At 51.7% G+C, this 24,198-nt stretch carries 23 protein-coding genes; 17 read left to right on the top strand and 6 right to left on the bottom strand.

Annotation, left to right across the window (positions count from 1 at the left end; all coding sequences use genetic code 11):
• Nucleotides 1–121 precede the first annotated feature (121 nt).
• Entirely contained in the window at nucleotides 122–1,840 is a 1,719-nt protein-coding gene (locus tag MRY16398_RS22860; RefSeq protein ID WP_071195864.1) for a bifunctional ornithine lipid synthase OlsF, read from the bottom strand.
• Between the two features lie 131 nt (nucleotides 1,841–1,971).
• Nucleotides 1,972–2,943, bottom strand: coding sequence for a porphobilinogen synthase (gene hemB / locus MRY16398_RS22855; RefSeq protein ID WP_071195863.1), 972 nt, complete (start codon nucleotides 2,941–2,943; stop codon nucleotides 1,972–1,974).
• A gap of 471 nt (nucleotides 2,944–3,414) precedes the next feature.
• Between hemB and MRY16398_RS22850 the strand changes: the two genes are divergently transcribed.
• Nucleotides 3,415–6,366: an autotransporter outer membrane beta-barrel domain-containing protein gene (locus MRY16398_RS22850; protein ID WP_125125237.1), complete on the top strand. Its 2,952-nt coding sequence runs from the start codon at nucleotides 3,415–3,417 to the stop codon at nucleotides 6,364–6,366.
• Between the two features lie 94 nt (nucleotides 6,367–6,460).
• Complete coding sequence (locus tag MRY16398_RS22845; RefSeq protein WP_041852569.1) at nucleotides 6,461–7,087, top strand: helix-turn-helix domain-containing protein; 627 nt, start codon at nucleotides 6,461–6,463, stop codon at nucleotides 7,085–7,087.
• A gap of 17 nt (nucleotides 7,088–7,104) precedes the next feature.
• Here the strand turns inward: MRY16398_RS22845 and ampH are convergent, their stop codons facing one another.
• The gene (gene ampH / locus MRY16398_RS22840; protein WP_125125236.1) at nucleotides 7,105–8,262 is read right to left on the bottom strand and encodes a D-alanyl-D-alanine-carboxypeptidase/endopeptidase AmpH; all 1,158 of its coding nucleotides are present in this window, start codon (nucleotides 8,260–8,262) and stop codon (nucleotides 7,105–7,107) included.
• A 196-nt stretch (nucleotides 8,263–8,458) separates the two neighbouring features.
• Between ampH and MRY16398_RS22835 the strand changes: the two genes are divergently transcribed.
• The 3 genes from MRY16398_RS22835 to MRY16398_RS22825 all read left to right on the top strand — a co-directional run bounded on the left by MRY16398_RS22835 (nucleotide 8,459) and on the right by MRY16398_RS22825 (nucleotide 11,478).
• Entirely contained in the window at nucleotides 8,459–8,992 is a 534-nt protein-coding gene (locus tag MRY16398_RS22835; RefSeq protein ID WP_041852567.1) for an isochorismatase family protein, read from the top strand.
• A gap of 128 nt (nucleotides 8,993–9,120) precedes the next feature.
• Complete coding sequence (gene sbmA, locus MRY16398_RS22830; protein WP_041852566.1) at nucleotides 9,121–10,341, top strand: peptide antibiotic transporter SbmA; 1,221 nt, start codon at nucleotides 9,121–9,123, stop codon at nucleotides 10,339–10,341.
• Nucleotides 10,342–10,353: 12 nt separating this feature from the next.
• Nucleotides 10,354–11,478 (top strand): DUF1615 domain-containing protein, encoded by a 1,125-nt coding sequence (locus MRY16398_RS22825; protein WP_409349121.1) that lies wholly within the window; start codon nucleotides 10,354–10,356, stop codon nucleotides 11,476–11,478.
• Here MRY16398_RS22825 and MRY16398_RS22820 read toward each other — a convergent pair.
• Entirely contained in the window at nucleotides 11,475–11,777 is a 303-nt protein-coding gene (locus MRY16398_RS22820) for a YaiY family protein (RefSeq protein ID WP_041852564.1), read from the bottom strand. The two genes, MRY16398_RS22825 and MRY16398_RS22820, sit on opposite strands and share 4 nt — an antisense overlap.
• A gap of 253 nt (nucleotides 11,778–12,030) precedes the next feature.
• On the opposite strand from MRY16398_RS22820, the gene MRY16398_RS22815 reads away from it, so the two are divergent.
• Nucleotides 12,031–12,267 (top strand): DUF2754 family protein, encoded by a 237-nt coding sequence (locus MRY16398_RS22815; protein ID WP_125125235.1) that lies wholly within the window; start codon nucleotides 12,031–12,033, stop codon nucleotides 12,265–12,267.
• On the opposite strand, the gene ddlA is transcribed toward MRY16398_RS22815, so the two are convergent.
• Complete coding sequence (ddlA, locus tag MRY16398_RS22810; protein WP_071195858.1) at nucleotides 12,264–13,364, bottom strand: D-alanine--D-alanine ligase; 1,101 nt, start codon at nucleotides 13,362–13,364, stop codon at nucleotides 12,264–12,266. The two genes, MRY16398_RS22815 and ddlA, sit on opposite strands and share 4 nt — an antisense overlap.
• An 84-nt stretch (nucleotides 13,365–13,448) precedes the next feature.
• Here ddlA and MRY16398_RS22805 point away from each other — a divergent pair, with 84 nt between their 5' ends.
• The 7 genes from MRY16398_RS22805 to MRY16398_RS22775 all read left to right on the top strand — a co-directional run bounded on the left by MRY16398_RS22805 (nucleotide 13,449) and on the right by MRY16398_RS22775 (nucleotide 20,811).
• Entirely contained in the window at nucleotides 13,449–14,132 is a 684-nt protein-coding gene (locus MRY16398_RS22805) for an extensin-like domain-containing protein (protein ID WP_125125234.1), read from the top strand.
• 170 nt (nucleotides 14,133–14,302) lie between these two features.
• Nucleotides 14,303–15,493 carry a multidrug efflux MFS transporter gene (locus MRY16398_RS22800; protein WP_041852687.1) on the top strand — a complete coding sequence of 397 codons (1,191 nt, stop codon included), beginning with the start codon at nucleotides 14,303–14,305 and terminating at the stop codon, nucleotides 15,491–15,493.
• A gap of 258 nt (nucleotides 15,494–15,751) precedes the next feature.
• Nucleotides 15,752–16,012 (top strand): anti-adapter protein IraP, encoded by a 261-nt coding sequence (iraP, locus tag MRY16398_RS22795; protein ID WP_041852560.1) that lies wholly within the window; start codon nucleotides 15,752–15,754, stop codon nucleotides 16,010–16,012.
• A 100-nt stretch (nucleotides 16,013–16,112) separates the two neighbouring features.
• The gene (gene phoA / locus MRY16398_RS22790) at nucleotides 16,113–17,531 is read left to right on the top strand and encodes an alkaline phosphatase (protein ID WP_125125233.1); all 1,419 of its coding nucleotides are present in this window, start codon (nucleotides 16,113–16,115) and stop codon (nucleotides 17,529–17,531) included.
• 92 nt (nucleotides 17,532–17,623) lie between these two features.
• A complete protein-coding gene (psiF, locus tag MRY16398_RS22785; RefSeq protein WP_041852558.1) occupies nucleotides 17,624–17,944 on the top strand; it encodes a phosphate starvation-inducible protein PsiF in 321 nt (106 codons plus the stop codon).
• Between the two features lie 90 nt (nucleotides 17,945–18,034).
• The gene (gene adrA / locus MRY16398_RS22780; RefSeq protein ID WP_079497579.1) at nucleotides 18,035–19,147 is read left to right on the top strand and encodes a diguanylate cyclase AdrA; all 1,113 of its coding nucleotides are present in this window, start codon (nucleotides 18,035–18,037) and stop codon (nucleotides 19,145–19,147) included.
• 140 nt (nucleotides 19,148–19,287) lie between these two features.
• Complete coding sequence (locus tag MRY16398_RS22775; protein ID WP_041852556.1) at nucleotides 19,288–20,811, top strand: FAD-dependent oxidoreductase; 1,524 nt, start codon at nucleotides 19,288–19,290, stop codon at nucleotides 20,809–20,811.
• A gap of 43 nt (nucleotides 20,812–20,854) precedes the next feature.
• On the opposite strand, the gene proC is transcribed toward MRY16398_RS22775, so the two are convergent.
• Nucleotides 20,855–21,661 carry a pyrroline-5-carboxylate reductase gene (proC, locus tag MRY16398_RS22770; protein ID WP_071195854.1) on the bottom strand — a complete coding sequence of 269 codons (807 nt, stop codon included), beginning with the start codon at nucleotides 21,659–21,661 and terminating at the stop codon, nucleotides 20,855–20,857.
• Between the two features lie 138 nt (nucleotides 21,662–21,799).
• On the opposite strand from proC, the gene MRY16398_RS22765 reads away from it, so the two are divergent.
• From MRY16398_RS22765 to MRY16398_RS22750, 4 genes are all read left to right on the top strand, one after another.
• Nucleotides 21,800–22,264 (top strand): YaiI/YqxD family protein, encoded by a 465-nt coding sequence (locus tag MRY16398_RS22765; protein WP_041852554.1) that lies wholly within the window; start codon nucleotides 21,800–21,802, stop codon nucleotides 22,262–22,264.
• 269 nt (nucleotides 22,265–22,533) lie between these two features.
• Nucleotides 22,534–23,058: a shikimate kinase AroL gene (gene aroL / locus MRY16398_RS22760; protein WP_041852553.1), complete on the top strand. Its 525-nt coding sequence runs from the start codon at nucleotides 22,534–22,536 to the stop codon at nucleotides 23,056–23,058.
• 50 nt (nucleotides 23,059–23,108) lie between these two features.
• The gene (gene yaiA / locus MRY16398_RS22755) at nucleotides 23,109–23,300 is read left to right on the top strand and encodes a protein YaiA (RefSeq protein ID WP_041852552.1); all 192 of its coding nucleotides are present in this window, start codon (nucleotides 23,109–23,111) and stop codon (nucleotides 23,298–23,300) included.
• Between the two features lie 197 nt (nucleotides 23,301–23,497).
• Nucleotides 23,498–24,175, top strand: coding sequence for an AroM family protein (locus MRY16398_RS22750; protein WP_041852551.1), 678 nt, complete (start codon nucleotides 23,498–23,500; stop codon nucleotides 24,173–24,175).
• Nucleotides 24,176–24,198 lie beyond the last annotated feature (23 nt).

Here is a 24,198-nt window from a genome sequence, read left to right as displayed (position 1 = left end):
ATGCTCTGGTCAATGATATGTAAGCGGTGTAACAAAATTGCAATATTTAACCTGTTCCGGGAAGGGAAAGAGGGGTCGCCGTTGAGGCCATCCCTGGCCATCCACGAATCCTTTCGGAGGATCAGGCTGCTGTGTCATTCAAATGTGCGGCGATATAACGTTCATAGCGGTTCGCTTTCAGATAGGTCAGGTCGACGAGCACCAGACCGTCTACGCAGTTGTTGAAATCCGGGTCACAGCCAAAATCGATAAACTGCACGCCGCCGGGGTCGCACAGCTCAGAGTATTGCTTGTAAAGCGGCGGAATACCGCAGCCCAGGTTGCCCAGCAACGACTTCAGACGCGTCAAATCTTCGGTGTAATCTTCGCCCGTAAACTGTGCCAGCACATCCGGTAGTGTCGCAGGCCAGGGGCGGCGAGATTCGGCCAGCGGCCATCGTGCCGGAAACCACAACCGATAGAAGGCAATCAGTAAATCCCGTGCCGCGGGCGGTAAGCCGCCGGAAATAGAGACCGGGCCGAACAGATAGCGATATTGGGGGTAGCGTGCCAGATAGGCGCCAATACCGGACCAGAGATAGTCGAGACCACGGCGTCCCCAGTAACGCGGCTGAATAAAGCTGCGCCCCAGTTCAATGCCGTGCTCTAACACCTCTGACATCCGTTCGTCGTAATGGAACAGGCTATAACTGTACAGCCCCTCCGGGCCATGCGCCTCCACCTGACGCGCCGTGGGCGTAAAGCGATACGCGCCGACGATCTCCAGATCGGTTTCATCCCATAAGATCAGATGCAGGTAGTCATCATCATAACGATCTGTGTCACGACGCTTGCCGCTACCTTCACCAACCGCACGGAAAGCAATTTCGCGCAGGCGGCCTAACTCACGCAGCAACGGCGCATCTTCTTGCCCCTGACGCTGCCAGAGGTAAATGATTTTGCCGTCTGCGGTGCGTCCCAGACACTCCGCCCGGCTAAGTTCGCGGCGCAGCGTGGCCCGGTCTTCCGGGCGGGCGATCGCACACTCGGTTTTAAAGACGCCCGGCGCTTTTTTACCTAAGCGTCGCACGTGTTTACGGCATTTATCCGCCAAATCGCGTGGAGCCAGCGAGGTCGAATGCCAGCTATCCCAGGGAATACGCTGACCGATGGTGATGGGCAGTTGGGTACCACGGCGACGGAACATCTGCTGCATAAGGAGCAGCATTGGCAGCGTATCGGAAAGCAAGGCGCAGCCATAAAAGAGGGGGCTGTTTCGGGCATTGATCCACACTGGCAAAAGCGGGGTGCGGAATTTGGCGGCCAGTTTGATAAAACCGGGGTGCCATTTGCCGTCGCGAATCCCTTTGCGGGTCAGGCGTGAAACTTCACCAGCCGGGAAGAAAATCAGTACGCCGCCGTTCTGCAATTGGGTTTCCATCTGCTGCAGCGAGGCCTTGCGGGTGCGACCGCCACCCATATTATCCACCGGGATAAACAGGGAGCTGAGCGGTTCCAGATGGCTCAGCATGCGGTTGGTCACGACTTTTACGTCGCGACGCACGCGAGAAACCGCATACATCAGCGCCAGACCGTCCAGCGTGCCTGTCGGGTGGTTGGCGATAATCACCAGGGGGCCTTGTTCGGGGATTTGTTCAAGATCGTATGCGGGGATGGTGCAGCGAATTTGTAGATGCTCCAGGACCTGCTCAACCATATCCAGCCCTTTCAGATGGGGATGGTTTGCAGCGAACTGCTGGAACTCTTGTTCGTATAATAAACGCCTGAGCAGATTCTTTTGCCAGGGCGCGGGTTTGGCCTGTGGCCAGAGGTCGTCGAGTACATTGTCGAGACTAAACATGGTGGCTCCTCCTGCCGTCTTGCGATGACAGTAGAAGTACGGGATGACAGTTGCATTTCAGCTTTATGAATAAATGGTAATGCGGGGGATGTGAGGAGAACAGGCCCGGCAGCCGCGCCGGGCCTGAGGGCTTACAAAATCTTACGTTCAGCCAGGTCGAGTGCGAAGTAGCTAAAGATCAAATCGGCACCGGCGCGTTTGATGGCGCCCAGACTTTCCAGTACGACTTTCTCTTCGTCAATGGCTCCCGCCTGCGCGGCGAATTTAATCATCGCGTATTCGCCGCTCACCTGATATGCGCCCAGCGGCAGCGTGGTGCGCTCGCGGATATCACGCAGGATATCGAGGTACGGACCTGCCGGTTTGACCATCAGACAGTCGGCGCCCTGGGCTTCATCCAGCAGCGATTCGCGAATCGCTTCACGACGGTTCATTGGGCTCATCTGGTAGGTTTTACGATCGCCTTTCAGCGCTGTACCTGCCGCTTCACGGAACGGGCCGTAGAATGATGACGCGAATTTGGTGGAATAGGACATGATGGCAGTGTCGGTAAAGCCAGCGGCGTCCAGCGCCTGGCGAATCGCCTGCACCTGACCGTCCATTGCGGCGGAGGGGGCAATAAAGTCAGCGCCAGCGGCGGCGGCAACCACTGCTTGTTTCCCGAGATTAATCAGCGTGGCGTCGTTATCGACGCCGTGGTCGCAAAGTACGCCGCAATGACCATGTGAGGTGTATTCACAGAAGCAGGTGTCTGACATCACAATCATTTCCGGCACCGCGTCTTTGGCAATCCGTGACATGCGCGCTACCAGGCCGTTTTCCTGCCAGGCATCGCTACCGGTCGCATCAGTGTGATGAGAGATACCAAAGGTCATTACAGAACGAATACCGGCCCTGGCAATGCGTTCAATTTCGCGGGCGAGGTGTTTTTCCGGAATGCGCATCACGCCAGGCATGGCGCTGATGGCTTTGTAGTCGTCGATCTCTTCTTCAACGAAGATAGGCAGCACCAGATCGTTCAGGCTGAGTGTTGTCTCTTCGAACATAGCGCGGAGCGAGGCAGATTTGCGCAGGCGGCGCGGACGGGTGATTAAGTCGGTCATGATTTGCCTGATGTCTTAGGAACAGAGGGCACAGTGTATCCGAAAAGTGGCCGGTATGTTTCACCAAAATCGGCGTTAAAACGGCAATATATGAAGGGCAATGCGCAGAGACATTAAAATGCATTAAATTATTCATCAGTTCAATTTTGATTGGCATGATTTATAGTGCTTCATGATGTTATTTTTATTGTGATTGAGAATCGTATTTTTATTTGTCCTGTTAATATCTTTTTTTGGCGATTCAATATTCATTGGATTAGGATTATCTGTTTGATTTTAAAGTATTTTACAATATTTATATATTCTGATTTCTTATATTTATGTTTTATATGTCCGAATTCGGACTTTACGTGAACTTTAATTGAACCATTTTCTTTTTCTGCGGCATAATTTCCCCGCAAATAACTTTATTGCATTTGATGCATTAATAATTGATGGACCAACGATAATGTCCCTGAGGAGGGATGACAAATGCACTCGTGGAAAAAGAAACTTGTAGTATCTCAATTAGCATTAGCCTGCACGTTGGCAATTGCTTCTCAGGCAAATGCGACGACTTATGATACCTGGAATTACATTGATAACCCTAAGACAGCTCTTGACTGGAGCAATATGGATGCGCCAGGTACAGTAGATGGTAACTATGTAAATTATAGTGGTTTTGTATACCATAACAATGCGAATGGTGATTTTGACCAGACGTTTAAGGGTGATACCGTTAATGGCACCATCTCTACCTATTATCTGAATCATGACTATACAAATGGTACTGCTGGCTCAGATAACACATTGAACGTGACTAATTCAGTTATTCATGGCTCTATCACATCTCATCTGCCTATTGGGGTTGGCACTGATGGTAGTGCTTATCAATATCATGAATACGGCACCGATCGTGTCATTGACGAAAACTGGCATGATGGCGATGTATTTACGCTGAATATTTCTAACTCCATCATTGATGATGACTATGAAGCACTGTACTTCACTGATTCTTATCTTGATGGTGACGTCACGAAATCCACTCATGAAACGTTCACCACTGCGGCAGGTGAAGGTTATCAATTTGCGGACGGCGCAGGTCTTGGTCTTGCAGTAAACCTTGATGTTGAAAGCAATATCAATATCTCTAACAACTCTCGTGTTGCAGGTATCAGCCTGACGCAAGGTAATACTGTTAACAACGCTTATACAACTGAATCCCATACCTGGGACAACAATATTAGCGTCTCAAATTCTACCGTGACTTCTGGTTCAGTTGATTCACTGGAAACTCGTGGTTTCTATGGCAACTCAAGAGAGCCGAGTGAATACAGCGGAGACGGTACCGTTAATGACGTAGCACTGTATTTCAGCGATAGCTCAGCATCTCACTATTCAATGAAAAACAACGTCAACTTTGATAATTCAACCCTGCTCGGCGATGTTGTTTTTGAAAGTACGTTTAACGCTGGGTTCTATCCTCAAGGCTACGACAGTAATTCTGATGGCTCTAAAGATACCAACGGTGGCTGGGCTGACGACGCACTGAATGTTGATGAGCTCAATATTACTCTGGACAATGGCTCTAAATGGACAGGTTCTGCGACCACTTCTGCCAACGTTGATGTTGAGTCTATGCCTTCAACTGATTGGTATGATGTTACAGGTAATAGCCTTTACCCTGGCGCAATTATCGAAGCAAATGCCTGGGGACGTACAACTGATAATAAGGTCTTCCAGAGCGGTGTATTCAATGTAGCGTTGAAGAATGGCTCAACATGGAACACTGTCAATGCTTCTAATATTGACACCTTGACTATCGACAGTGGATCTAAAGTAAATGTTGGTGATTCCACACTTATTTCCGATTCCATTAAATTAACAAATAACTCTTTGCTGAACATTGGTGAGGATGGTCATGTTGCGACCGATAGCCTGTCTATTGATAACAGTACCGTAAAACTGGCCGACGATATTGCCTCGGGCTGGAACTATTCAGCTGCGCTGTACGCTAACACCATTACCGTTACGAATAATGGTCTTCTGGATGTTAACGTTAATGAATTCGATGCTTATCCGTTCCAGGCAGATACCCTGAATCTGACCAGCGCCACCGATACTCGTGGTAATATCCATGCAGGTGTGTTCAATATTCATAGCAGCGACTATGTTATGAATACCGACCTGGTGAACGATCGTACTTCGGATAAAACCAAAGCTAATTACGGCTACGGCGTGATTGCGATGAATTCCGATGGTCACCTGACTGTTAACGGCAACGGAGACATCAACGGCGGTAATGAACTGGATAATAGTGCTACCGACGACGTAACCGCTGCCAAAGGTAACTACAAAGTTCGTATCGATAACTCTACTGGTGTAGGCCGTATCGCTGACTACAAAGGTAAAGAACTTATCTACGTCAACGATAAAAACACCACTGCAACCTTTAGCGCAGCAAACAAAGCTGATCTCGGTGCGTATACCTATCAGGCTGAGCAGAAAGGTAATACCGTCGTTATGCGCCAGATGGAGCTGACCGACTACGCGAACATGGCGCTGAGCATTCCTTCTGCAAACACCAACATCTGGAATCTGCAACAGGATACTCTGTCTACCCGTCTGACCAATGGTCGTCATGGCCTGGCTGACAACGGTGGCGCATGGGTGAGCTACTTTGGTGGCAACCTGAATGGCGACAACGGCGTGATCAACTACGATCAGGACGTTAGCGGCATCATGGTCGGTGTTGATACCTTCGTTGACGGTAATAACGCGAAATGGATCGTCGGTGCGGCAGCAGGCTTTGCGAAAGGTGATGTAAGCGATCGTTCTGGTAAAGTTGATCAGGATAGCCAGTCCGCGTACATCTACTCTTCTGCGCGCTTTACTAACAACATCTTCCTGGATGGTAACCTGAGCTACAGCCGTTTCGATAACGATCTGTCTGCCAGCATGTCCAACGGCCAGTATGTTGACGGCGACTCCTCAACGGATGCATGGGGCTTCGGTCTGAAACTGGGTTACGACTGGAAAGTTAACGACAAAGGTTATGTTACTCCGTATGCCGGTATTTCTGGTCTGTTTCAGTCTGGTGATAACTTCCGCCTGAGCAACAACATGAAAGCGGGCGATCAGGACTACGATAGCCTGCGTTATGAACTGGGCGTGAACACAGGTTATACCTTCACCTATGGCAGCGATCAGGCTCTGACTCCGTACTTCAACCTGGCATACGTTTACGATGATTCTAACAACACTGCAAAAGTGAATGGCGATTCTATCGACAACGGTGTTGAAGGTTCTGCGGTTCGTGTTGGTCTGGGTACGCAGTTCAGCTTCACCAAAAACTTCAGCGCATACACTGATGTGAACTATCTGGGCGGCGGCGACGTTGAACAGGATTGGGGCGCAAAAGTTGGCGTGAAATACACCTGGTAATAAATCTGGCAGGGAATATATTTTCCCTGCTATTTTATCAGTATCCAAATTCCCGCCACGGATTGGCGGGAATTTTATTTTATAAGGGACTTGAATGATTTCATTAAGTAAGCCGCTTGCGGAGTTATATTTACTAGATGAATGTTTTTCCGCTCATGGTATTCCTTTTGAGTTAGCCAATGACGCCATTCTGACTTTCAATAAAATCGACCCGAATAACATTACCCTTGTCCTTCTGCAGGGTGAAATAGCTATTAGTCGAAAATATAACGATGTGCTATTAGGTATTGCCAGGGCACCGTTTATCAAAGGGCTAAGTACAGGTCTTATTCAACGCCCATCCGAGTATATATACACCGCGCAAAACGAATGCTCGGGATATTACTTGTCTTCTGATTTAGCGATGACGCTCATAGATAAAAACCAACTGTGGCGTGAAGCGTTTGCGTGGCTGACATGGTGGCACCGCATTGCTGAAACCCGCGACTGTCAGCTTATTGGCAGCAGTACCTACGACCAAATTCGGGCATCGCTGTTAACCATGTCTGACTGGGACGAACAGCTTAGAGCGCGCGTTGGGGTTATTCAGTACATTCAGCGGCGCACCGGGGTTTCTCGCTCTGTGATTGCCGAAGTCCTGTCCGCACTGCGTAAAGGAAACTATATCGAAATGCATAAAGGCAAGCTGTTGAAAATCAACCGCTTGCCTTATGAGTATTGACCAACTGCCTGGCCAAATCAGGACGAAGGTGCAACCACCGGTTTATTGTTGCTCAATTCACTAACCAGATCGTTTACGCCATCGCTCATATTCACGAAACGCGTTAATGGCGAACGCGTGATCACCACGAACACACCGACATTACTTTGCGGGATCATCGCCATATAGGTAATGAAACCGCCACCACCACCCGTTTTCTGAATAATTCCCGGATGCCCGTCTTTCGGTGCCATATACACCCAGCCCAGGCCTAACGCATCGGCTTTACCCGGCACATCCATTCCGATAACACGTGTAAGCTGATTGCGCTGATAAATCAGCGTCTGCATACGATCTGCCTGGCTGTTACGGCTGTAGAAATCAGAAGAGAGGAATTGCTGCATCCAGCGCATCATATCGCCCGGCGTTGAATAAACACCACCGCTACCAATAGCTGCCAGGGTGTTATCGCACGGACTCGCGCCTTTTTCCGCCACCATCAAACGACGACACTGGTCAAGTGATGGCGTAAACGTGGTGTCTTTCATCCCTAGTGGACGCGTAATTTGCTCTTCGAAAAGCTGAGAGTAGGGTTTCCCCGCCGCATTCGCCAGAGCGTCGGCCAACAGATCAAATGCCAGGTTAGAATACGCCGCCTGGGTTCCCGGTGCCGATTTTAAGGTCGCCGTAGAGAGCCAGTTCCAGCGCTCTGTGCGGGTCGGCCAGGTAAATACGGTTCGCTTTGCTGCACCACCCGGTTGTTCACGCGGCAGTGCGCTGGTATGTGTCGCCAGGTTAACCAGCGTAATCGGCGCACCCTGATAAGTCGGTACACGCGCACCCGGTGGCGCATATTTGCTTAACGGATCGTTGAGTTTCACTACGCCCTGATCGAGGAGCTTCACCAGCATTTCGCTGGTCATAAGCTTGGAGAGCGAGGCAATGCGAATAACCGAATCAAGCTGCGGGCGCACGTTCGAACCAGGACGCGTTTCACCAAAGCTTCTGAATACCCGCTGGTTACCGTCAATCGCCACCATCGCCATCCCTGTTGCGCCACTGCCATAAAAAATATGGTTGGCGTAACGATCAACAATATCAGACGCAAATTCAGCATCAGGCGACTGTTGTGCTGCATGCGCACAAGTCAGTGTTAACGCGTAGAGCGTCGCGGAGAAAAACAAACAACGTTTCAACGAAAGCATCCGTAAATGAAAGAAGTGGATAATGCGTATTTATACTACCAGGCGGCATATTTCAAAGCACCGAAAAGCGCATTATTTCGCGAAATAACGTAACGAGGGGTAAACATGAACTTTTTTCCGGACCACAAAATAGCCGCTTCGTTGTGATACCCTTTTTCTTTCCGCGGCGAATTTCTGGAGGCGATCAATGTCAGGTAAGCGAGTGGTGATGGTAGTGGATATGCAAAACGGGGTTTTTGCGACGCCACGTTTTCGACGCGAAGCGTGTGTAGCGCGGATAAATCAGCTCACACGGGCGGCGGATACGGTGATTTTTATCCAGCATATCGAAAGCGGTGGACTGGAAGAGGGGAGCGAAGGGTTCCAGTTGCTGCCCGATCTTTACCAGCCTGATAACGCTTTGTATGTCACCAAAACCGCCTGTGACAGCTTTTACCGTACCCGGCTGGCGGAGGTTTTACGCGAGCACGATATCTCTGCATTCGTCATGTGCGGCTGTGCGACAGATTATTGTTTCGATACCACGCTGAAAAATGGTGCCAGCCGTGGATATTCAATTACCGTAGCTGAAGACGCCCATACGACAGCCAACCGACCAGCGGCTCCGGCTGAAACACTCATCGCCCATTATAATGAAGTCTGGCGCACACTTACGGTGCCGGATAACCCCGTTTTTGTGAAACCCGTCGAAACAATTCTTCACGAGTGGCAAACGAACTAAGGCGTTACGCTCAGGTCTGATTCTACAGTTCTCACAACGCTCCCCCACCGCAGGAAGCTCCTGTGGCGGAGGTGTGTTGTGCGCCGTATGAGTAATGCACAAAAATAAGAAGTGAGCAGGAGAGTATTATGTTTAAGTCTTTTTTCCCAAAGCCGAAGCTGTTCTTTCTCTCGGCCTTTATTTGGGCACTGATCGCAGTCGTTTTCTGGCAGGCCGGTGGGCAGGTCTGGATAATGCGGCTGGTTGGCGCTTCTGAGGATGTTCCCATCAGCGCGGCGCGCTTCTGGTCCCTGAACTTCCTGCTGTTTTATGCCTACTACGCATTATGCGTTGGCCTTTTTGCGCTATTCTGGTTTTTCTACGCACCGCATCGCTGGCAGCGCTGGTCAATCCTGGGAACGGCCTTAATCATTTTCGTGACCTGGTTTCTGGTGGAAATCAACGTCGCGATTAACGCGTGGTATGCGCCATTTTACGATCTTATTCAAAAAGCGCTGAGTGCGCCGAATAAAGTCAGTATTGGTCAGCTTTATAGCGAAATCGGTGTCTTTTTGTGGATCGCCCTGATTGCGGTCACCGTTGCGGTGCTGAACAACTTTTTCGTGAGCCACTATGTCTTTCGCTGGCGTACGGCAATGAACGAATTTTATATGGAGCACTGGGACCAGTTGCGCCATATCGAAGGGGCGGCGCAGCGTGTTCAGGAAGACACCATGCGTTTTGCTTCTACGCTTGAAGACATGGGTGTTAGCTTTATCAATGCGGTCATGACGTTGATTGCTTTTTTACCGGTTCTGGTGGCACTGTCGCCACACGTACAGGAGTTGCCGCTGGTGGGTCATCTGCCGTATGGTCTGGTGATTGCGTCCATCGCCTGGGCGCTCTCCGGCACCTTTCTACTGGCGTTTGTCGGGATTAAACTGCCGGGGCTGGAGTTCAAAAATCAGCGCGTAGAAGCCGCATATCGTAAAGAACTGGTGTATGGCGAAGATGACGTCAACCGCGCGAAACCTCATACAGTGAAAGAGCTTTTTTCTGCCGTCCGCCGTAACTATTTCCGTCTTTATTTCCACTATATGTATTTCAACATTGCCCGTATTTTGTATCTGCAGGTTGATGTGGTGTTCGGTCTGGTTGTCCTTTTCCCGACCATCGCCGCCGGGGCGATTACTTTTGGTCTGATGCGCCAAATCACAAACGTATTTGAACAGGTGCGCAGTTCATTCCAGTATCTGATAGCCTCATGGACCACGCTGGTGGAACTGATGTCCATCTATAAACGTTTGCGCAGCTTTGAAAGCGAGTTGAATGCACCGCCAGCATCGCAAATGACCAACACTTTCAGTTAAGCAAGGAACCATATGCCTGTTTGCGCGCCGCGTCTTATCGCGACCACAATGACACTACTGGCGGGAATGATTCTCGCCGGTTGTACGACACCGAAAAACACAACCAGCGCAGAAGAGACGAAGGAGGCCGAAGCGGAGAAGCCCCGCGATGTGGCGAGCGTGGTCAGAGAAAAAATGCCCGCGAGTGTGAAAGACCGGGATGCGTGGGCGCAAGATATTGCCACCACTTTTAGCAGCCAGTCGATTGCTCCGACGCTGGAAAATATCTGTTCGGTGCTGGCGGTTGCGCAGCAGGAGTCTAACTATCAGGCCGATCCGCAGGTGCCGGGGCTGAATAAAATCGCCTGGAAAGAGATTGACCGCCGTGCGGCACGTTTACATATCCCACTTGCCCTGGTACATACCGCGCTGAAAATTGAATCGCCCAATGGCAAAAGCTATAGCGAGCGTCTGGACAAGGTTCGCACCGAAAAACAACTGAGCGAAATTTTCGACGATTTTATCAGCGTCGTGCCGATGGGGCAGACGCTTTTTGGTTCTTATAACCCGGTGCATACCGGCGGGCCTATGCAAATTAGCGTTGCGTTTGCTGAGAAGCACACCGACGGCTACCCGTGGAAAATGGAAGGCACGGTGCGACAAGAGGTCTTTACCCGTCGCGGTGGCCTGTGGTTTGGCACATACCACCTGCTCAATTATCCGGCAAATTACACGGCACCCCTTTATCGCTTTGCTGATTTTAATGCCGGACATTACGCCAGCCGTAACGCGGCATTCCAGAATGCACTAAGCAAAGCGACCGGCGTTAAACTGGCCCTGGACGGCGATCTGATTCAGTACGGCAGCAACGATGCAGGTGCAACGGAGCTGGCAGCCAGAAAACTGGGGGCGAAACTGGGAATGAGCGACAGGGATATCCGCCGCCAGTTACAAACCGGCGACAGTATTGCCTTAGAGAAAACGGCGTTATACCAAAACGTTTATCGTCTGGCAGAACAGAAGACCGGGAAGACGTTACCGCGAGAAATGCTGCCGGGGATCCAACTGGAAAGCCCGAAGATCACACGCAACCTTACAACTGCCTGGTTTGCTAAGCGTGTCGATGACCGCCGGGCGCAATGTATGATGAAAAACTAATGATGGCGTCGCCAGCGCAATACCAGGGCAATCACGCCCAGAAATGCGCTGCCAATCAGGAAAGGCACCAGACCAAAAATGGTGCCAACACCTAACCCCATCTCGACGTGTGGTCGGTTGGTGTCCTGCATTTGCATCAAATGTTCAAAGACCCCGGGCGCATGCACCAACAGGTTCAGCAGTTGCGCGCCCGCCCAGAAGCAGAGCAGCACAAACACGGCATAAGCGATATTACCGGGCGTAGAGGCGTCGCGAGTTTTTTTACCCGAAAAGGGTTTCGACAGGGTAAAGTCAGCCATATAGACCTCCGCTACGTTTAATTACGTTGGCTCATTGCCAGTGAATCGGTGTAATTTTGACAGTTCGATTAAATTGTCAACATCGGAATGGTGATAATTTCGCAGCGGGAATGATTCCGGATGTGTAAATTTTGTACGCGCTCACATTTCTGTAACATTTCGACCATCGAATTAACATTTCAGAATTTCCGTATGCGCCACAGACGTGCCATGACAAATATGCGAGGATGGCGTTTTTATTGCCGGAGTTGTCATGAAGCTGCCTTCAAAAATACGCCGTGACTGGCACTACTATGCGTTTGCGATTGGTTTGATCTTTATTCTGAATGGCGTTGTGGGTTTGCTGGGTTTTGAAACGAAAGGCTGGCAAAACTATGCCGTCGGGCTGATGACCTGGGTTATCAGTTTCTGGCTTGCCGGGTTTATCATTCGCCGCCGCCCCGAAGAAAACGAAGAAGCGGCGAATGAGGACGAAAAAACGCCGAATTAACCGTTCATCGAACTTTTCAGCGCGCTATCGGCCTGATGGCGCGCCAAAGCCAGTTCAATCAGGCGCGTGATCAAATCGGTGTAGCCGAGACCGCTCGCCTGCCACAGTTTCGGGTACATGCTGATATTGGTGAAACCAGGCAATGTATTGATCTCATTGATAATCACTTTGTTGTCCGGTGTCAGGAATACGTCGACGCGTGCCATACCCGCGCAGCCCAGAGTCTGATACGCCTGTACGGCGATGGCGCGAATATGATCATTCACTTCGGGGGCGATCGCCGCCGGTACAACCACTTGCGCACCGTTATCGTCAATGTATTTGGTATCGTAAGCGTAAAACTCACTGTTAAGCACAATTTCGCCACAGGTACTGGCTTGCGGATCGTCATTACCCAGCACCGCACATTCGATCTCGCGACCGGTGATGCCGGTTTCGACCACTACTTTATGGTCAAATTCGAACGCCAGGCTGACGGCGGCATGGTACTGCGCTTCGTTGGAGACTTTACTGACGCCAACGGAAGAGCCCTGGTTGGCTGGTTTTACAAACAGCGGCAGCCCAAGTTTCGCCTGTATCTCTGAGAACGTCATACGATCGCGATTGCTGCGGGTTAAGGTGACAAACGGCGCAATAGCGAGACCCGCATCACGGAGCAGACGTTTGGTCACGTCTTTGTCCATGCAGGCGGCGGAGCCCAGCACATCTGAGCCGACAAACGGCAGGTTTGCCATGCGCAGCAGGCCCTGTAGCGTACCGTCTTCACCCTGCGTACCATGGACGATCGGGAAAATCACATCCACTTGTGGGAAGGGTTTGGCATCCGTGGCATTCATCAGTTGCTGTGACGGTTGTCCCGGCACCAGCGCAACGCTGCTTTCAGAGGGATTAAGTGCAATTCGCGCCGGATCGCTGGCATTTTGCAGATAATTATTCGCGTCGTTGATATGCCACTGACCCTGCTTATCGATCCCCAGCAATACAACATCGAAACGCGATTTATCCATTGCATCGACGATATTTTTTGCCGATTGCAGCGACACTTCATGTTCAGCCGACTTGCCACCGAACACGACCCCTACCCGCAGTTTTGCCATCTCAACTTTCACTCACATGAATCAGAAAGCACATACCATATCACTTCTGCCATACTGTTTTGCAGTGATTAATGGAGGGGATGCGTGAAAGGGAAAGGCTTCATCGGTTTGTTTATTTTGCTCGGCGGACTGGCGGCGGGTTGGCGCTATTTGCCCGCCTACTACAACCCCTTCGCACCATTACACCTTAATGATCCGCCAGGCCGCATTACCCAATTTAAGTTACGCCGGCTCGATCCGGGGCAGTGCGTTGAGTTGCTGCAACAGGCAAACCAGCAGCAACTCATTTCCTCAACATCTGTCGCCGATACCCAGGGTGACTGTCCGCTGAACAATGTGGTACGGGTGCGCGATTTTGGCCCGGTCAAACTTAGCAGCAGTTTTCTTGCCAGTTGCCCGCTGGCACTCAGTTCAGCGCTTTTTGTTGAACAACAGGCCCGGCCGCTAACGCAGCAATTTATGGGCAGCCCGCTCATACGCATCGACCATCTGGGAAGTTACGCCTGCCGTAATATCTATAATCGACCCGACGCCCGTCTTAGCGAACATGCCACTGCTGAAGCGCTGGATATTAGCGGTTTTCATCTGGCAAACGGTCAACAGATAACGGTATTGCGAGGCTGGACGCGTGATGATACGCGCCCCTGGCTACAGGCGATGTTAAGCGCGAGTTGTGGGTATTATGGCAATGGCCTTGGGCCGGAGTACAACGCGGCGCACGCCAACCATTTTCATCTTGGGATGCGTGGATTTGGGCTATGCCGCTAAAGCATAAACTACCGTGATAAGTGTGGTTGATATTCAGGGCTGTGGCCTGTGGCAGAATAGAGAAGATAAAACACCAAAAAAAAGCTAATCGCACCTCTGGTGCGTATTCTTATTACTGTTCTTGTTAACCTGTGTCTAATTTGCCAAAAACTGAATAATAATTGCTGTTTATGGAATCCTGGAGAATTAACCTTATTTCCGTATGGTTCGGCTGTTTTTTCACCGGTCTTGCCATCAGTCAAATCTTACCGTTCTTGCCCTTATATGTCTCCCAACTGGGGGTCTCTTCTCACGAAGCGTTGTCGATGTGGTCCGGGTTGACCTTTAGCGTCACGTTTATGGTTTCCGCGATAGTTTCACCGCTATGGGGCAGCCTTGCTGACAGAAAAGGGCGCAAGTTAATGTTGTTGCGCGCCTCTCTGGGGATGGCAATCGCCATTTTACTACAGGCCTTTGCGACAAATGTCTGGCAGTTGCTCATCTTACGTGGCGTCATGGGGCTCACGTCTGGTTACATTCCCAATGCGATGGCGCTGGTCGCCTCTCAGGCTCCCCGTGAGCGTAGCGGTTGGGCCCTAAGCACACTCTCGACGGCGCAAATCAGTGGGGTGATTGGCGGGCCGTTAATGGGCGGTTTTCTGGCGGACCATTTTGGTTTACGAACCGTTTTCTTAATCACCGCAACGCTGCTGATCGTCAGTTTTCTGGTCACACTGTTTCTGATCAAAGAGGGGGCGCGTCCTAAGGTCAGCAAGGCGCAACGGCTGAGCGGCAAGGCCGTCTTTTCCTCGCTACCTTATCCGGGCCTGGTGATCAGTCTTTTTCTGACGACGCTGGTTATCCAGTTATGCAATGGCTCTATCGGGCCTATCCTGGCGCTGTTTATCCAGTCTATGACGCCCGACAGCAGCAATATCGCCTTCCTCAGCGGGATGATTGCCGCCGTACCGGGTGTTTCCGCGCTTATCTCGGCGCCGCGTCTGGGAAAACTGGGCGATCGAATTGGTACGGCGCGCATTCTGATGGCAACGTTAGTCTGCGCCGTGGTGCTATTTTTCGCCATGTCGTTTGTCACCTCGCCGCTACAACTGGGCATTTTGCGTTTTATGCTTGGTTTCGCCGATGGGGCGATGCTGCCTGCCGTTCAAACGCTGCTGCTTAAATATTCCAGCGACCAGGTGACCGGACGTATTTTTGGTTATAACCAGTCGTTTATGTATCTGGGTAACGTGGTCGGGCCGCTGATGGGGGCGTCTGTCTCGGCGATGGCCGGATTCCGCTGGGTATTTGTCGCCACGGCGCTGGTGGTTTTATGCAATATTTGGCAACTGGCGCTGGCATTACGTAAAGCGCGACGTTGAACGGATATCCAGATCGGAAGCTTCTGGCTCCGCTCTGGATATAAATTTTCTTTATAGAAAAAATATATTCTTTTATCTCCCGCCTCGCTTTGACACAGGAATAAATTTGCGTCTATGTCATAGAAACGTTTCGTTACTGGGTTTCCTATTTTACGGTTCTACATAGTGCAAATTTAGCGAAAAATAATAGATGCATCCACTTTGCAACTACAGAACAGAGTGCTAACGTCATCGAATATCACATAAGGAAATAGCGCTATGAAAAATCTCATTGCAGAGCTGTTGGTAAAACTCGCGGAAAAGGAAGAGGAATCCAAAGAACTGGTTGCGCAGGTGGAAGCGCTGGAGATCGTGGTCACTGCACTTTTGCGTCAGATGGCGCTGCCTGAGCAACAGGCGCTTATCCAGAGTATTGAAGGCGCGATGGATGATGTTCATCCGGGAACGGACGTTTCCGATCATGATACGGAGTTGCTGCAACAGTATATAAAAAAGCTTTTAAGGCATCCGCGCAACTGAGACTTTGAGATAAGTCACGCTGTCATCTCACTGTCATACGCGGTGCCTATAGTCGCTCTGTTTTATTTCTTTTTAAGTATTTATACACGGAGAAAATAAAGTGAAACAGAGCGCATTATTCGTCGCCTTATTCCCTATGCTGTTTGCCCCTGCTATTTATGCGGATACCACTTCCGCCACCACTGTGCTTGAGAATCGTGCCGCACAGGGCGATATTACGACGCAAGGCGGCGCCCGCCGTTTAACTGCCGATCAAACTGACGCAATACGTTCCTCGCTCAATGACAAACCGGCTAAAAATATTATTCTGCTGATCGGTGATGGCATGGGCGATTCAGAAATTACCGCTGCGCGAAATTATGCCGAAGGGGCGGGCGGTTATTTTAAAGGTATCGATGCGTTACCACTGACGGGTCAGTACACGCATTACGCGCTGGATAAGAAAACGGGCAAACCCGATTACGTGACCGACTCTGCGGCATCCGCAACGGCATGGTCTACCGGCGTGAAAACTTATAACGGCGCATTGGGTGTCGATATCCACGAAAAAGATCATATGACGATCCTGGAGATGGCAAAGGCCGCGGGTCTTGCTACCGGTAACGTCTCTACCGCTGAATTGCAGGACGCTACGCCTGCCGCGCTTGTTTCCCACGTGACGTCGCGTAAATGCTACGGCCCGAGCGTTACTAGTGAAAAATGTGCCAGCAATGCGCTGGAAAAAGGCGGCAAAGGCTCCATCACCGAGCAGTTGTTGAATGCGCGTGCCGATGTCACCCTCGGCGGCGGTGCGAAGACCTTCAGTGAAACGGCAACCGCCGGTGAGTGGAAAGGCAAAACGTTGCGTGAGCAGGCACAGGCGCGTGGCTACCAGTTAGTGGGGGACGCCTCGACGCTGGCGGCTATCACCGAAGCGAATCAGGATAAACCGCTACTGGGACTGTTCTCCGATGGCAACATGCCGGTTCGTTGGGAAGGCCCGAAAGCCACATTGCACGGTAATCTCGATAAACCTGCGGTGACCTGTACGCCAAATGCTAAACGTACCGATAGCGTACCGACGCTGGCGCAGATGACCGAAAAAGCGATCGACCTGCTGAGCAAAAACGAGAAAGGTTTCTTCCTGCAGGTGGAAGGCGCATCGATCGATAAACAAGATCATGCTGCCAACCCGTGCGGCCAGATTGGTGAAACTGTCGACCTCGACGAAGCCGTGCAAAAAGCGCTAGCCTTCGCCAAAAAAGATGGCAATACGCTGGTCATCGTTACCGCTGATCATGCTCACGCCAGCCAGATTATCCCGCCTGACACCAAAGCGCCTGGCTTGAGCCAGTTGCTGAACACCAAAGACGGTGCGGTGATGGCGATAACCTATGGTAACTCTGAGGAAGAGTCGATGGAGCATACCGGTACACAGGTTCGTCTGGCAGCCTATGGTCCACATGCGGCTAACGTTGTGGGCCTGACCGATCAGACCGACCTGTTCTTCACCATGAAAAACGCGCTTGGGCTGAAATAAGTTGCTGCCCGGTGGGAAATCTCTCCTGCCGGGTGGTTTTTTCTCCATGACAGACCATCCTTAAGGGGCAAGGCTTACAGAAGGATGGTGCTATGAAAATAACATTACTTGTTACGCTCCTGTTCGGCCTGGTGTTTGTTACTGCACTGAGTGCCGCTGAGAAGACTCTTACCCCTCAACAACAACGTATGACCCTCTGCAATCAGCAGGCTACGGCGCAGACTCTTTCCGGTGATGCCCGCAAGCGGTATATGAGCGATTGCCTGAAAAACACCAAAACCGAGCCCGGACAAAAAAGTCTGAGTCCCCAACAGCAAAAAATGCGCGAATGCAACGCACAGGCGACGCAGCAGTCGCTTAAAGGCGAAGATCGCAGCAAATTTATGAGCGCCTGCCTGAAAAAAACAGGCTAATCCAAACGGGTGAGCTCGCCACGCGACTCACCCGAAATTTCATACTTTCCCCGCATGACCCCTCTCTATAATTTGGGAAAATGTTTCAGAATGTTCCCAATAATGATGAATGATAATAACTTTTATACAACAGAGAGTGGCAAGGAGAGACGTAGCGCTCTGCACGATGACGATCCCCATTCAATGGGGCTCCAGTTCGCGCAGCGGGAACGGCTGCCACGGGCGGTAGGGCTGGCCTGCCTGTTTATGCCGCTCGCTGGGGTACTGGTATTACAGCCGGTTGCGGGAGGCTGGTGGATTTTATTGGTTTTATGGACTTTCGTCTGGCCGCATCTCGCCTGGCAACTGGCGGCCCGCTCAAGCGATCCCTACGCCAGTGAAACCCATAATTTGAAGGCAGATGCCCTGCTCGCCGGAATGTGGATGGGGCTCATCGGTGTGAACCTGCTCCCCTCTATCGCCATGGCAATGGTGGTTTTTATCACCACGATGGGGGCAGGCGGGCCGCGACTGTGCCTTGCCGGGGTTATTTTGATGGTGGTTGCCTGCCTGGTTACCCTCCAGCTTACGGGGATTGCCATTACCCCCGACAGCCCGTCACTGATTATCTGCCTGACGGTGCCGGTACTTCTGCTGTATCCACTCCTCTTTTCCTGGATGACTTTCCGTAACGCCGCGAGGCTTGAGGAGCATAAACGCCGCCTGCAGGTGATGAGTATCCGTGACGGTATGACTGGCGTTTACAATCGTCGCCATTGGGAGAGTCTGTTGCGTGATGAATTTGACGATTGTCGCCGTCATCAACGGATCGCGACGCTGTTGCTGATCGATGTCGATCATTTCAAAACCATTAACGATACCTGGGGACATGACGTGGGGGATGAGGCGATCATTGCCATCACCCGTCACCTGCAACTCACTTTGCGCGGTAGCGATCTGATTGGGCGTTTCGGTGGTGATGAATTCGCCGTCATCATGTGCGGCACGCCGCCTGAAAACGCGATTGCAGCCATGGAGCGTGTTCATGACCGCCTTACCGCCTTCCGCCTGCCTTCTGCTCCGCAACTGGCGCTGCAAATCAGCGTCGGTGTTGCCCCTCTGACCGATGAAATGACCCACTACCGGGAGTGGCTAAAATCTGCCGACCTGGCGTTATACAAAGCGAAAAAAGCCGGGCGCAATCGCACCGAAGTGGCTGCCTGACTCCTCGCCTGGTTGCTATAGGCCTATTCTCTGCCAGGCTTAACAGGTCATCATTACAGATTGAGTGCTTTTTATTTCCTCGTGGTGTGCGCTGTCTGGCGTTACGTCCGTATCTCCAACACTGACACGAGAGCAATGTTATGAGCTACCAATACGTCTTAGATATCAATTCACTACCGGAGAGCAAGCCGGTAAAAGTCGAAGTGGCGGGTACCGCCATGATCCTCATTCGCACCTTAACGCAGGTGCGCGCATTCCAGAGCAAATGCCCCCATGCGGGAGCTCCCCTTGAGAAAGGGGCTGTCTGCGAAGGGCGGCTGGTTTGTCCGTGGCACAAAGCTGAATTCGACATTAAGAATGGACAGTGGCTTGAGCCGCTAGCGCTGACCAGCCTTAAACAATATCCGGTACTGCTGGAACAAAACCGCGTTCTGGTTAATCCACGTCCGATGTCCCCTGCCAGCAGGCCGCTGATCCGCGGTGAACAGGAACAGACCACGGTTATTTTGGGTACCGGGGCCGCGGGGAGTTCCGCCGCCATAACGCTGCGCGACTCGGGTTACTCCGGGCGTTTAGTGCTTATCGATAAAGAGAACGATGCTCCCTATGACCGTACGGCACTGAGCAAATTTGTCCCCGCAGGCAAAATGAAAATCAGTGAAGTGCCGCATGTGCTGGATGATGCGTTTTACCAGCAGCCGGGTGTTGAAAGCCTGCGAGAAGAGGTGACCGACCTCAACAGCCGCGAGCGCTTTCTTACCCTGGCCAGCGGGCAAAGGCTCCATTTTGACAAACTGTTGTTGGCGACCGGTGGGCAGCCGCTGTGTCCTGATATTGAAGGTAACCACCTGCAAGGCGTTCATGTCCTGCGGGAACTCCATCAGGCACAACAGTTGCTCAACGATGTGGAGCAGGAACATCAATTAGTGATCATCGGCAACAGCTTTATTGCCATGGAGCTGGCGGCAGCCTTACGCAACCAGGATATTGACGTGACGGTGGTGTCGCGCCACGAATTGCCTTTTGTTCCGCAGTTTGGTGAAGAGATGGGCCAACACTTTCTCAATATGCATAAGCAGAATGGCGTGAAATTTGTGACCGGTGAGCCGGCGGCACTGGAGGGGACCGGGCATGTGCAGGGGGTACGCCTGAAAAATGGCCTGACGCTGCCTGCACATGTGGTGGTGTTTGCCACCGGGGTTCGTCCGTTTACCGATCTGGCCCATGATCTTCACCATGAAGAAGACGGTAGCCTGACGGTGGATGAAACCTTATGCGCCGCGCCGGGAGTGTGGGCGGTGGGCGATATCGCCAGTTATCCGGCGCCGGAAGGCAGACGGCGAATTGAACACTGGCGCGTGGCGCAGCAGCAGGGGCGACTGGCGGCTAAAAATATGCTGGGTGAGCACCATGCGTTTGATCGGGTACCGTTTTTCTGGACCACCCATTTCGGTACACGCTTCGAATATCTGGGTTATGCGCGGGAATGGGACAGTGTGAAAATGCTTGGTTCGTTTGAGGATAAGCGTTTTGCGGTGCTTTATGGCGAAGAGGGGATGCTGAAAGCGGTGCTAAGCTGCGGTGAAAATACCGCAACGGCAGAACTGTTGGTGAAAATGCAGCAGCCGATGCCTCTGCGTCAGGCCAGTGAGATGCTGGCCTAGCACATGACTGCGCCGCAGGTGGCCCGGCGGCGCAGTCACGGTCTTATTTACTCATCTGTTCGGATTTCGCCATACAGGCCTGAATGGCGTCGATAACGGCCGCGCGGAAGCCTTTCTCTTCCAGTACCTTGACCGCTTCGATGGTCGTACCGCCAGGGGAGCAGACCATGTCTTTCAACTCGCCCGGGTGTTTGCCGGTTTCCAGCACCATTTTCGCCGATCCCATCACCGCCTGCGCGGCAAACTTGTAAGCCTGCGCGCGTGGCATTCCGCCCAGCACGGCGGCATCGGCCATGGCTTCGATAAACATAAACACATACGCCGGGGCGGAACCACTGACGCCCACCACCGGGTGAATCATCGGTTCGGCAATAACCTCAGCGGCACCAAAGCAGCGGAAGATGTTAAGTACGTCGGCGATATCTTCCGGTGTCACCAGGGCGTTCGGCGTGATGGAGGTCATACCGGCATTTACCAGCGACGGTGTGTTAGGCATGGTGCGGACGATTTTCCGATCGTGGCCCAACGCCCGCGCCAGTTGATCGAGGGTGACGCCTGCGGCAATCGACACGACCAGAGACTCTTTATTCAGGCTGGATGCGACGTCGCTAAGCACCTTGACCATAATATTCGGTTTTACGGCGCCAAAGACAATGTCGGCTATCTGGGCGACTTCCTGCGCGCTCTGTGCGGCGTTAATGCCGTACTGGTCATGCAGTGCGGCGACTTTTTCTGGCGATGGGGTATAGACCCAGACCTGTCCAGGTTGTACCTGGCCGCTGGCGATCAGACCGCCGAGAATGGCTTTGCCCATGTTGCCGCAGCCGATAAAACCGATTTTTTTCTCCATTACGTCTGTCTCTCTGCTGTTACGTGTTGTGAGGTATAGCTTAACGTGGAAAGGCTTACAGGGCGAAAGCTTAACGTCATGCTTTGCGAAGCGGGGCATTTAACGCGACAATGCCCGAAATGAGAGTGAGGAGCGATGATGGCGATTTGGGTTGATGCGGACGCCTGTCCGAATGTGATTAAAGAGATTCTATTTCGTGCAGCCGAGCGCACACAAACGCCAGTGACGCTGGTGGCGAACCAAAATATCCGTGTGCCCCCCTCGCGCTTTATCCGTTCCGTGCGCGTTGCCGCGGGGTTTGATGTCGCCGATAACGAAATTGTGCGTCTGTGTGAGGCGGGCGACCTGGTGATCACGGCAGACATCCCATTGGCGGCGGAAGTTTTAGCGAAAGGCGCGGCAGCCGTTAACCCGCGCGGTGAGCGCTACACCGAAGCGACGATTCGCGAACGTCTGACGATGCGAGATTTTATGGATACGCTGCGCGCCAGCGGGATTCAGACCGGTGGTCCGGATAGCCTGTCCCAGCGTGACCGCCAGCAATTTGCCGCCCAACTGGATAAATGGCTGCTCGAGCGCCAACGCCGCAAGGCTGACGAGTAGTATCATCAACGGTTATGTGAATATGTTACGCTAAACGAGCCTGTGGGCTTGTCAACAGACAATCTTTTAAAGTAAGGTTATCGCTACATAGGTTGCATTAAAATCTTTACACTCAAATGTGGCGTCGTCTCTGGGTTCTAATGAGCAAAGATGCAAGTTGTTTTTGAAGCGTAACGATTTGTTTACGATCACTCAACGCCCGGCAGGGTGATTTACCATTATCTTATTTTCTTTTTTTCACCTTGCGATATCAGAGGGAACACCCGTTCATGACGTTACCCATTTTTTTAGTTGGCGCACGTGGTTGCGGTAAGACTACCGTTGGTCATGCGTTATCACAGTTACACCTTTGTCAGTTTGTCGATACAGACCACTGGTTGCAGGAGCAGGCGCAGATGACCGTTGCCCAGCTCGTAAGCAAAGAAGGCTGGCATGGTTTTCGTGCGCGTGAAACCGAAGCTCTGGAAGCTGTTACCGCGCCTGCGCGTGTTGTTGCCACTGGCGGCGGTATCATTCTGAGCGAGTACAATCGCAAATTTATGCGCGAGCAGGGCGTGGTGATTTATCTCTCTGCGCCTGTCCCGGTACTGGTTGATCGTCTGGAGGCGTACCCGAAAGAGAGCCAGCGTCCGACCCTGACCGGTAAGCCTGTTCGCGAAGAGGTGGGCGAAATTCTTGCGGTCCGTGATGCCCTCTACCGCGAAGCTGCACATCATGTTGTGAATGCCGCGCAAGATCTTGATTTGGTGATCGCTGAAATTCAGACTGCTCTGCGTCTGGCGCGCGCCAGCTAGCGAAACGATTGTCTATACTTAAGGCCTGACCCCGTAACTGAGGTAACGTCATGCCTGGTAAACCACCTTATCCTCGTGAAGCCCGTGTTGTTGCTGTCGAAAAAGGCACAGCCGGGCAGACCGTCACCTGGTACGAATTACGTGCCGACCATCCTAAACCTGACTCTTTAATCAGTGAGCACCCCACTGAGCAAGAAGCCCTGGATGCTAAAAAGCGGTATGAGGATCCAGATAAAAACTGATTGCCTTGAAAAAGTTCTGAAACATGAAATAAGCGGGGCCTCATCACATTTTTCACTCTGGCAAGATGGATGAGGACCGTCAATAATCAGACATTACTGGCGTATTTGGGAATCTTTAAGAACCTGGAAGTTGCCTGTGCATTTAGGCTGCGTCAAAGCATTAACGAAAAAGCAGTGTTGCAAGGTGGATGAACAAGATGAGTTCAACGATGGCGATCCTCACCGTGGGGGTGGTGCCTGTTCAAACGATATTACCGTTGCTGACCGAGCATATTTCTGAACAGCAGATAACCCATTTCAGCCTGCTGGGTAAAATGGATCCCCAGGACGTCCTGACAGATTACAAAGTTGATCCGGGCGAAACGCCGCTGCCTACGCGTCTGTGCGATGGCAGTATTGCGATGGTCTCGCGAGAGAAAGTGGAGCGTGATCTGCAAAGCGTTATCGAAGTGATGGACAACCAGGGCTACGACGTTATTTTGCTGATGAGTACGGCAGATATCCGTGGGCTGAATGCGCGTAATGCCATTTTGATCGAACCACAGCGTATTATTCCGCCCCTTGTTGCCTCGATTGTTGATGGTCATCAGGTAGGGGTGATTGTGCCGATCCCTGAACTGATGGAACCGCAGCAGCGAAAATGGAGCGTGCTGGAAAAGACGCCATTTTATACGCTTGCACACCCGTACGAGGCGACTGAGTATCAACTGGTTTCGGCGGGAAAAGAGCTTATTGAGCAGGGTGCGGACGTATTAATGCTTGATTGCCTCGGTTTTCATCAATGGCACAGGGATTTACTTCAAAAATCATTGGATGTACCAGTATTACTTTCTAATGTTCTGGTGGCGCGGCTCGCCTCGGAACTGCTGGTATAAGCCGTGTTACCCTGCAATTTCGC

The sequence above is a fragment of the Phytobacter sp. MRY16-398 genome, assembly GCF_003925915.1.
In the GTDB taxonomy this organism is placed as follows: Bacteria; Pseudomonadota; Gammaproteobacteria; order Enterobacterales; family Enterobacteriaceae; genus Phytobacter; species Phytobacter diazotrophicus.
This window is presented reverse-complemented; position numbering and strand designations above follow the sequence as displayed.

Bases quoted from the DNA above. Each gene is read 5' to 3' on its own strand.
- MRY16398_RS22825 (WP_409349121.1), top strand. From the start codon at position 10,354: ATGCCTGTTTGCGCGCCGCGTCTTATCGCGACCACAATGACACTACTG.
- MRY16398_RS22845 (WP_041852569.1), top strand. From the start codon at position 6,461: ATGATTTCATTAAGTAAGCCGCTTGCGGAGTTATATTTACTAGATGAA.
- aroL (WP_041852553.1), top strand. From the start codon at position 22,534: ATGACGTTACCCATTTTTTTAGTTGGCGCACGTGGTTGCGGTAAGACT.
- MRY16398_RS22750 (WP_041852551.1), top strand. From the start codon at position 23,498: ATGAGTTCAACGATGGCGATCCTCACCGTGGGGGTGGTGCCTGTTCAA.
- psiF (WP_041852558.1), top strand. From the start codon at position 17,624: ATGAAAATAACATTACTTGTTACGCTCCTGTTCGGCCTGGTGTTTGTT.
- proC (WP_071195854.1), bottom strand. From the start codon at position 21,661: ATGGAGAAAAAAATCGGTTTTATCGGCTGCGGCAACATGGGCAAAGCC.
- MRY16398_RS22775 (WP_041852556.1), top strand. From the start codon at position 19,288: ATGAGCTACCAATACGTCTTAGATATCAATTCACTACCGGAGAGCAAG.
- MRY16398_RS22815 (WP_125125235.1), top strand. From the start codon at position 12,031: ATGAAGCTGCCTTCAAAAATACGCCGTGACTGGCACTACTATGCGTTT.
- MRY16398_RS22860 (WP_071195864.1), bottom strand. From the start codon at position 1,840: ATGTTTAGTCTCGACAATGTACTCGACGACCTCTGGCCACAGGCCAAA.
- MRY16398_RS22850 (WP_125125237.1), top strand. From the start codon at position 3,415: ATGCACTCGTGGAAAAAGAAACTTGTAGTATCTCAATTAGCATTAGCC.
- sbmA (WP_041852566.1), top strand. From the start codon at position 9,121: ATGTTTAAGTCTTTTTTCCCAAAGCCGAAGCTGTTCTTTCTCTCGGCC.
- ddlA (WP_071195858.1), bottom strand. From the start codon at position 13,364: ATGGCAAAACTGCGGGTAGGGGTCGTGTTCGGTGGCAAGTCGGCTGAA.
- MRY16398_RS22800 (WP_041852687.1), top strand. From the start codon at position 14,303: ATGGAATCCTGGAGAATTAACCTTATTTCCGTATGGTTCGGCTGTTTT.
- iraP (WP_041852560.1), top strand. From the start codon at position 15,752: ATGAAAAATCTCATTGCAGAGCTGTTGGTAAAACTCGCGGAAAAGGAA.
- hemB (WP_071195863.1), bottom strand. From the start codon at position 2,943: ATGACCGACTTAATCACCCGTCCGCGCCGCCTGCGCAAATCTGCCTCG.
- yaiA (WP_041852552.1), top strand. From the start codon at position 23,109: ATGCCTGGTAAACCACCTTATCCTCGTGAAGCCCGTGTTGTTGCTGTC.
- adrA (WP_079497579.1), top strand. From the start codon at position 18,035: ATGTTCCCAATAATGATGAATGATAATAACTTTTATACAACAGAGAGT.
- MRY16398_RS22835 (WP_041852567.1), top strand. From the start codon at position 8,459: ATGTCAGGTAAGCGAGTGGTGATGGTAGTGGATATGCAAAACGGGGTT.
- MRY16398_RS22820 (WP_041852564.1), bottom strand. From the start codon at position 11,777: ATGGCTGACTTTACCCTGTCGAAACCCTTTTCGGGTAAAAAAACTCGC.
- MRY16398_RS22765 (WP_041852554.1), top strand. From the start codon at position 21,800: ATGGCGATTTGGGTTGATGCGGACGCCTGTCCGAATGTGATTAAAGAG.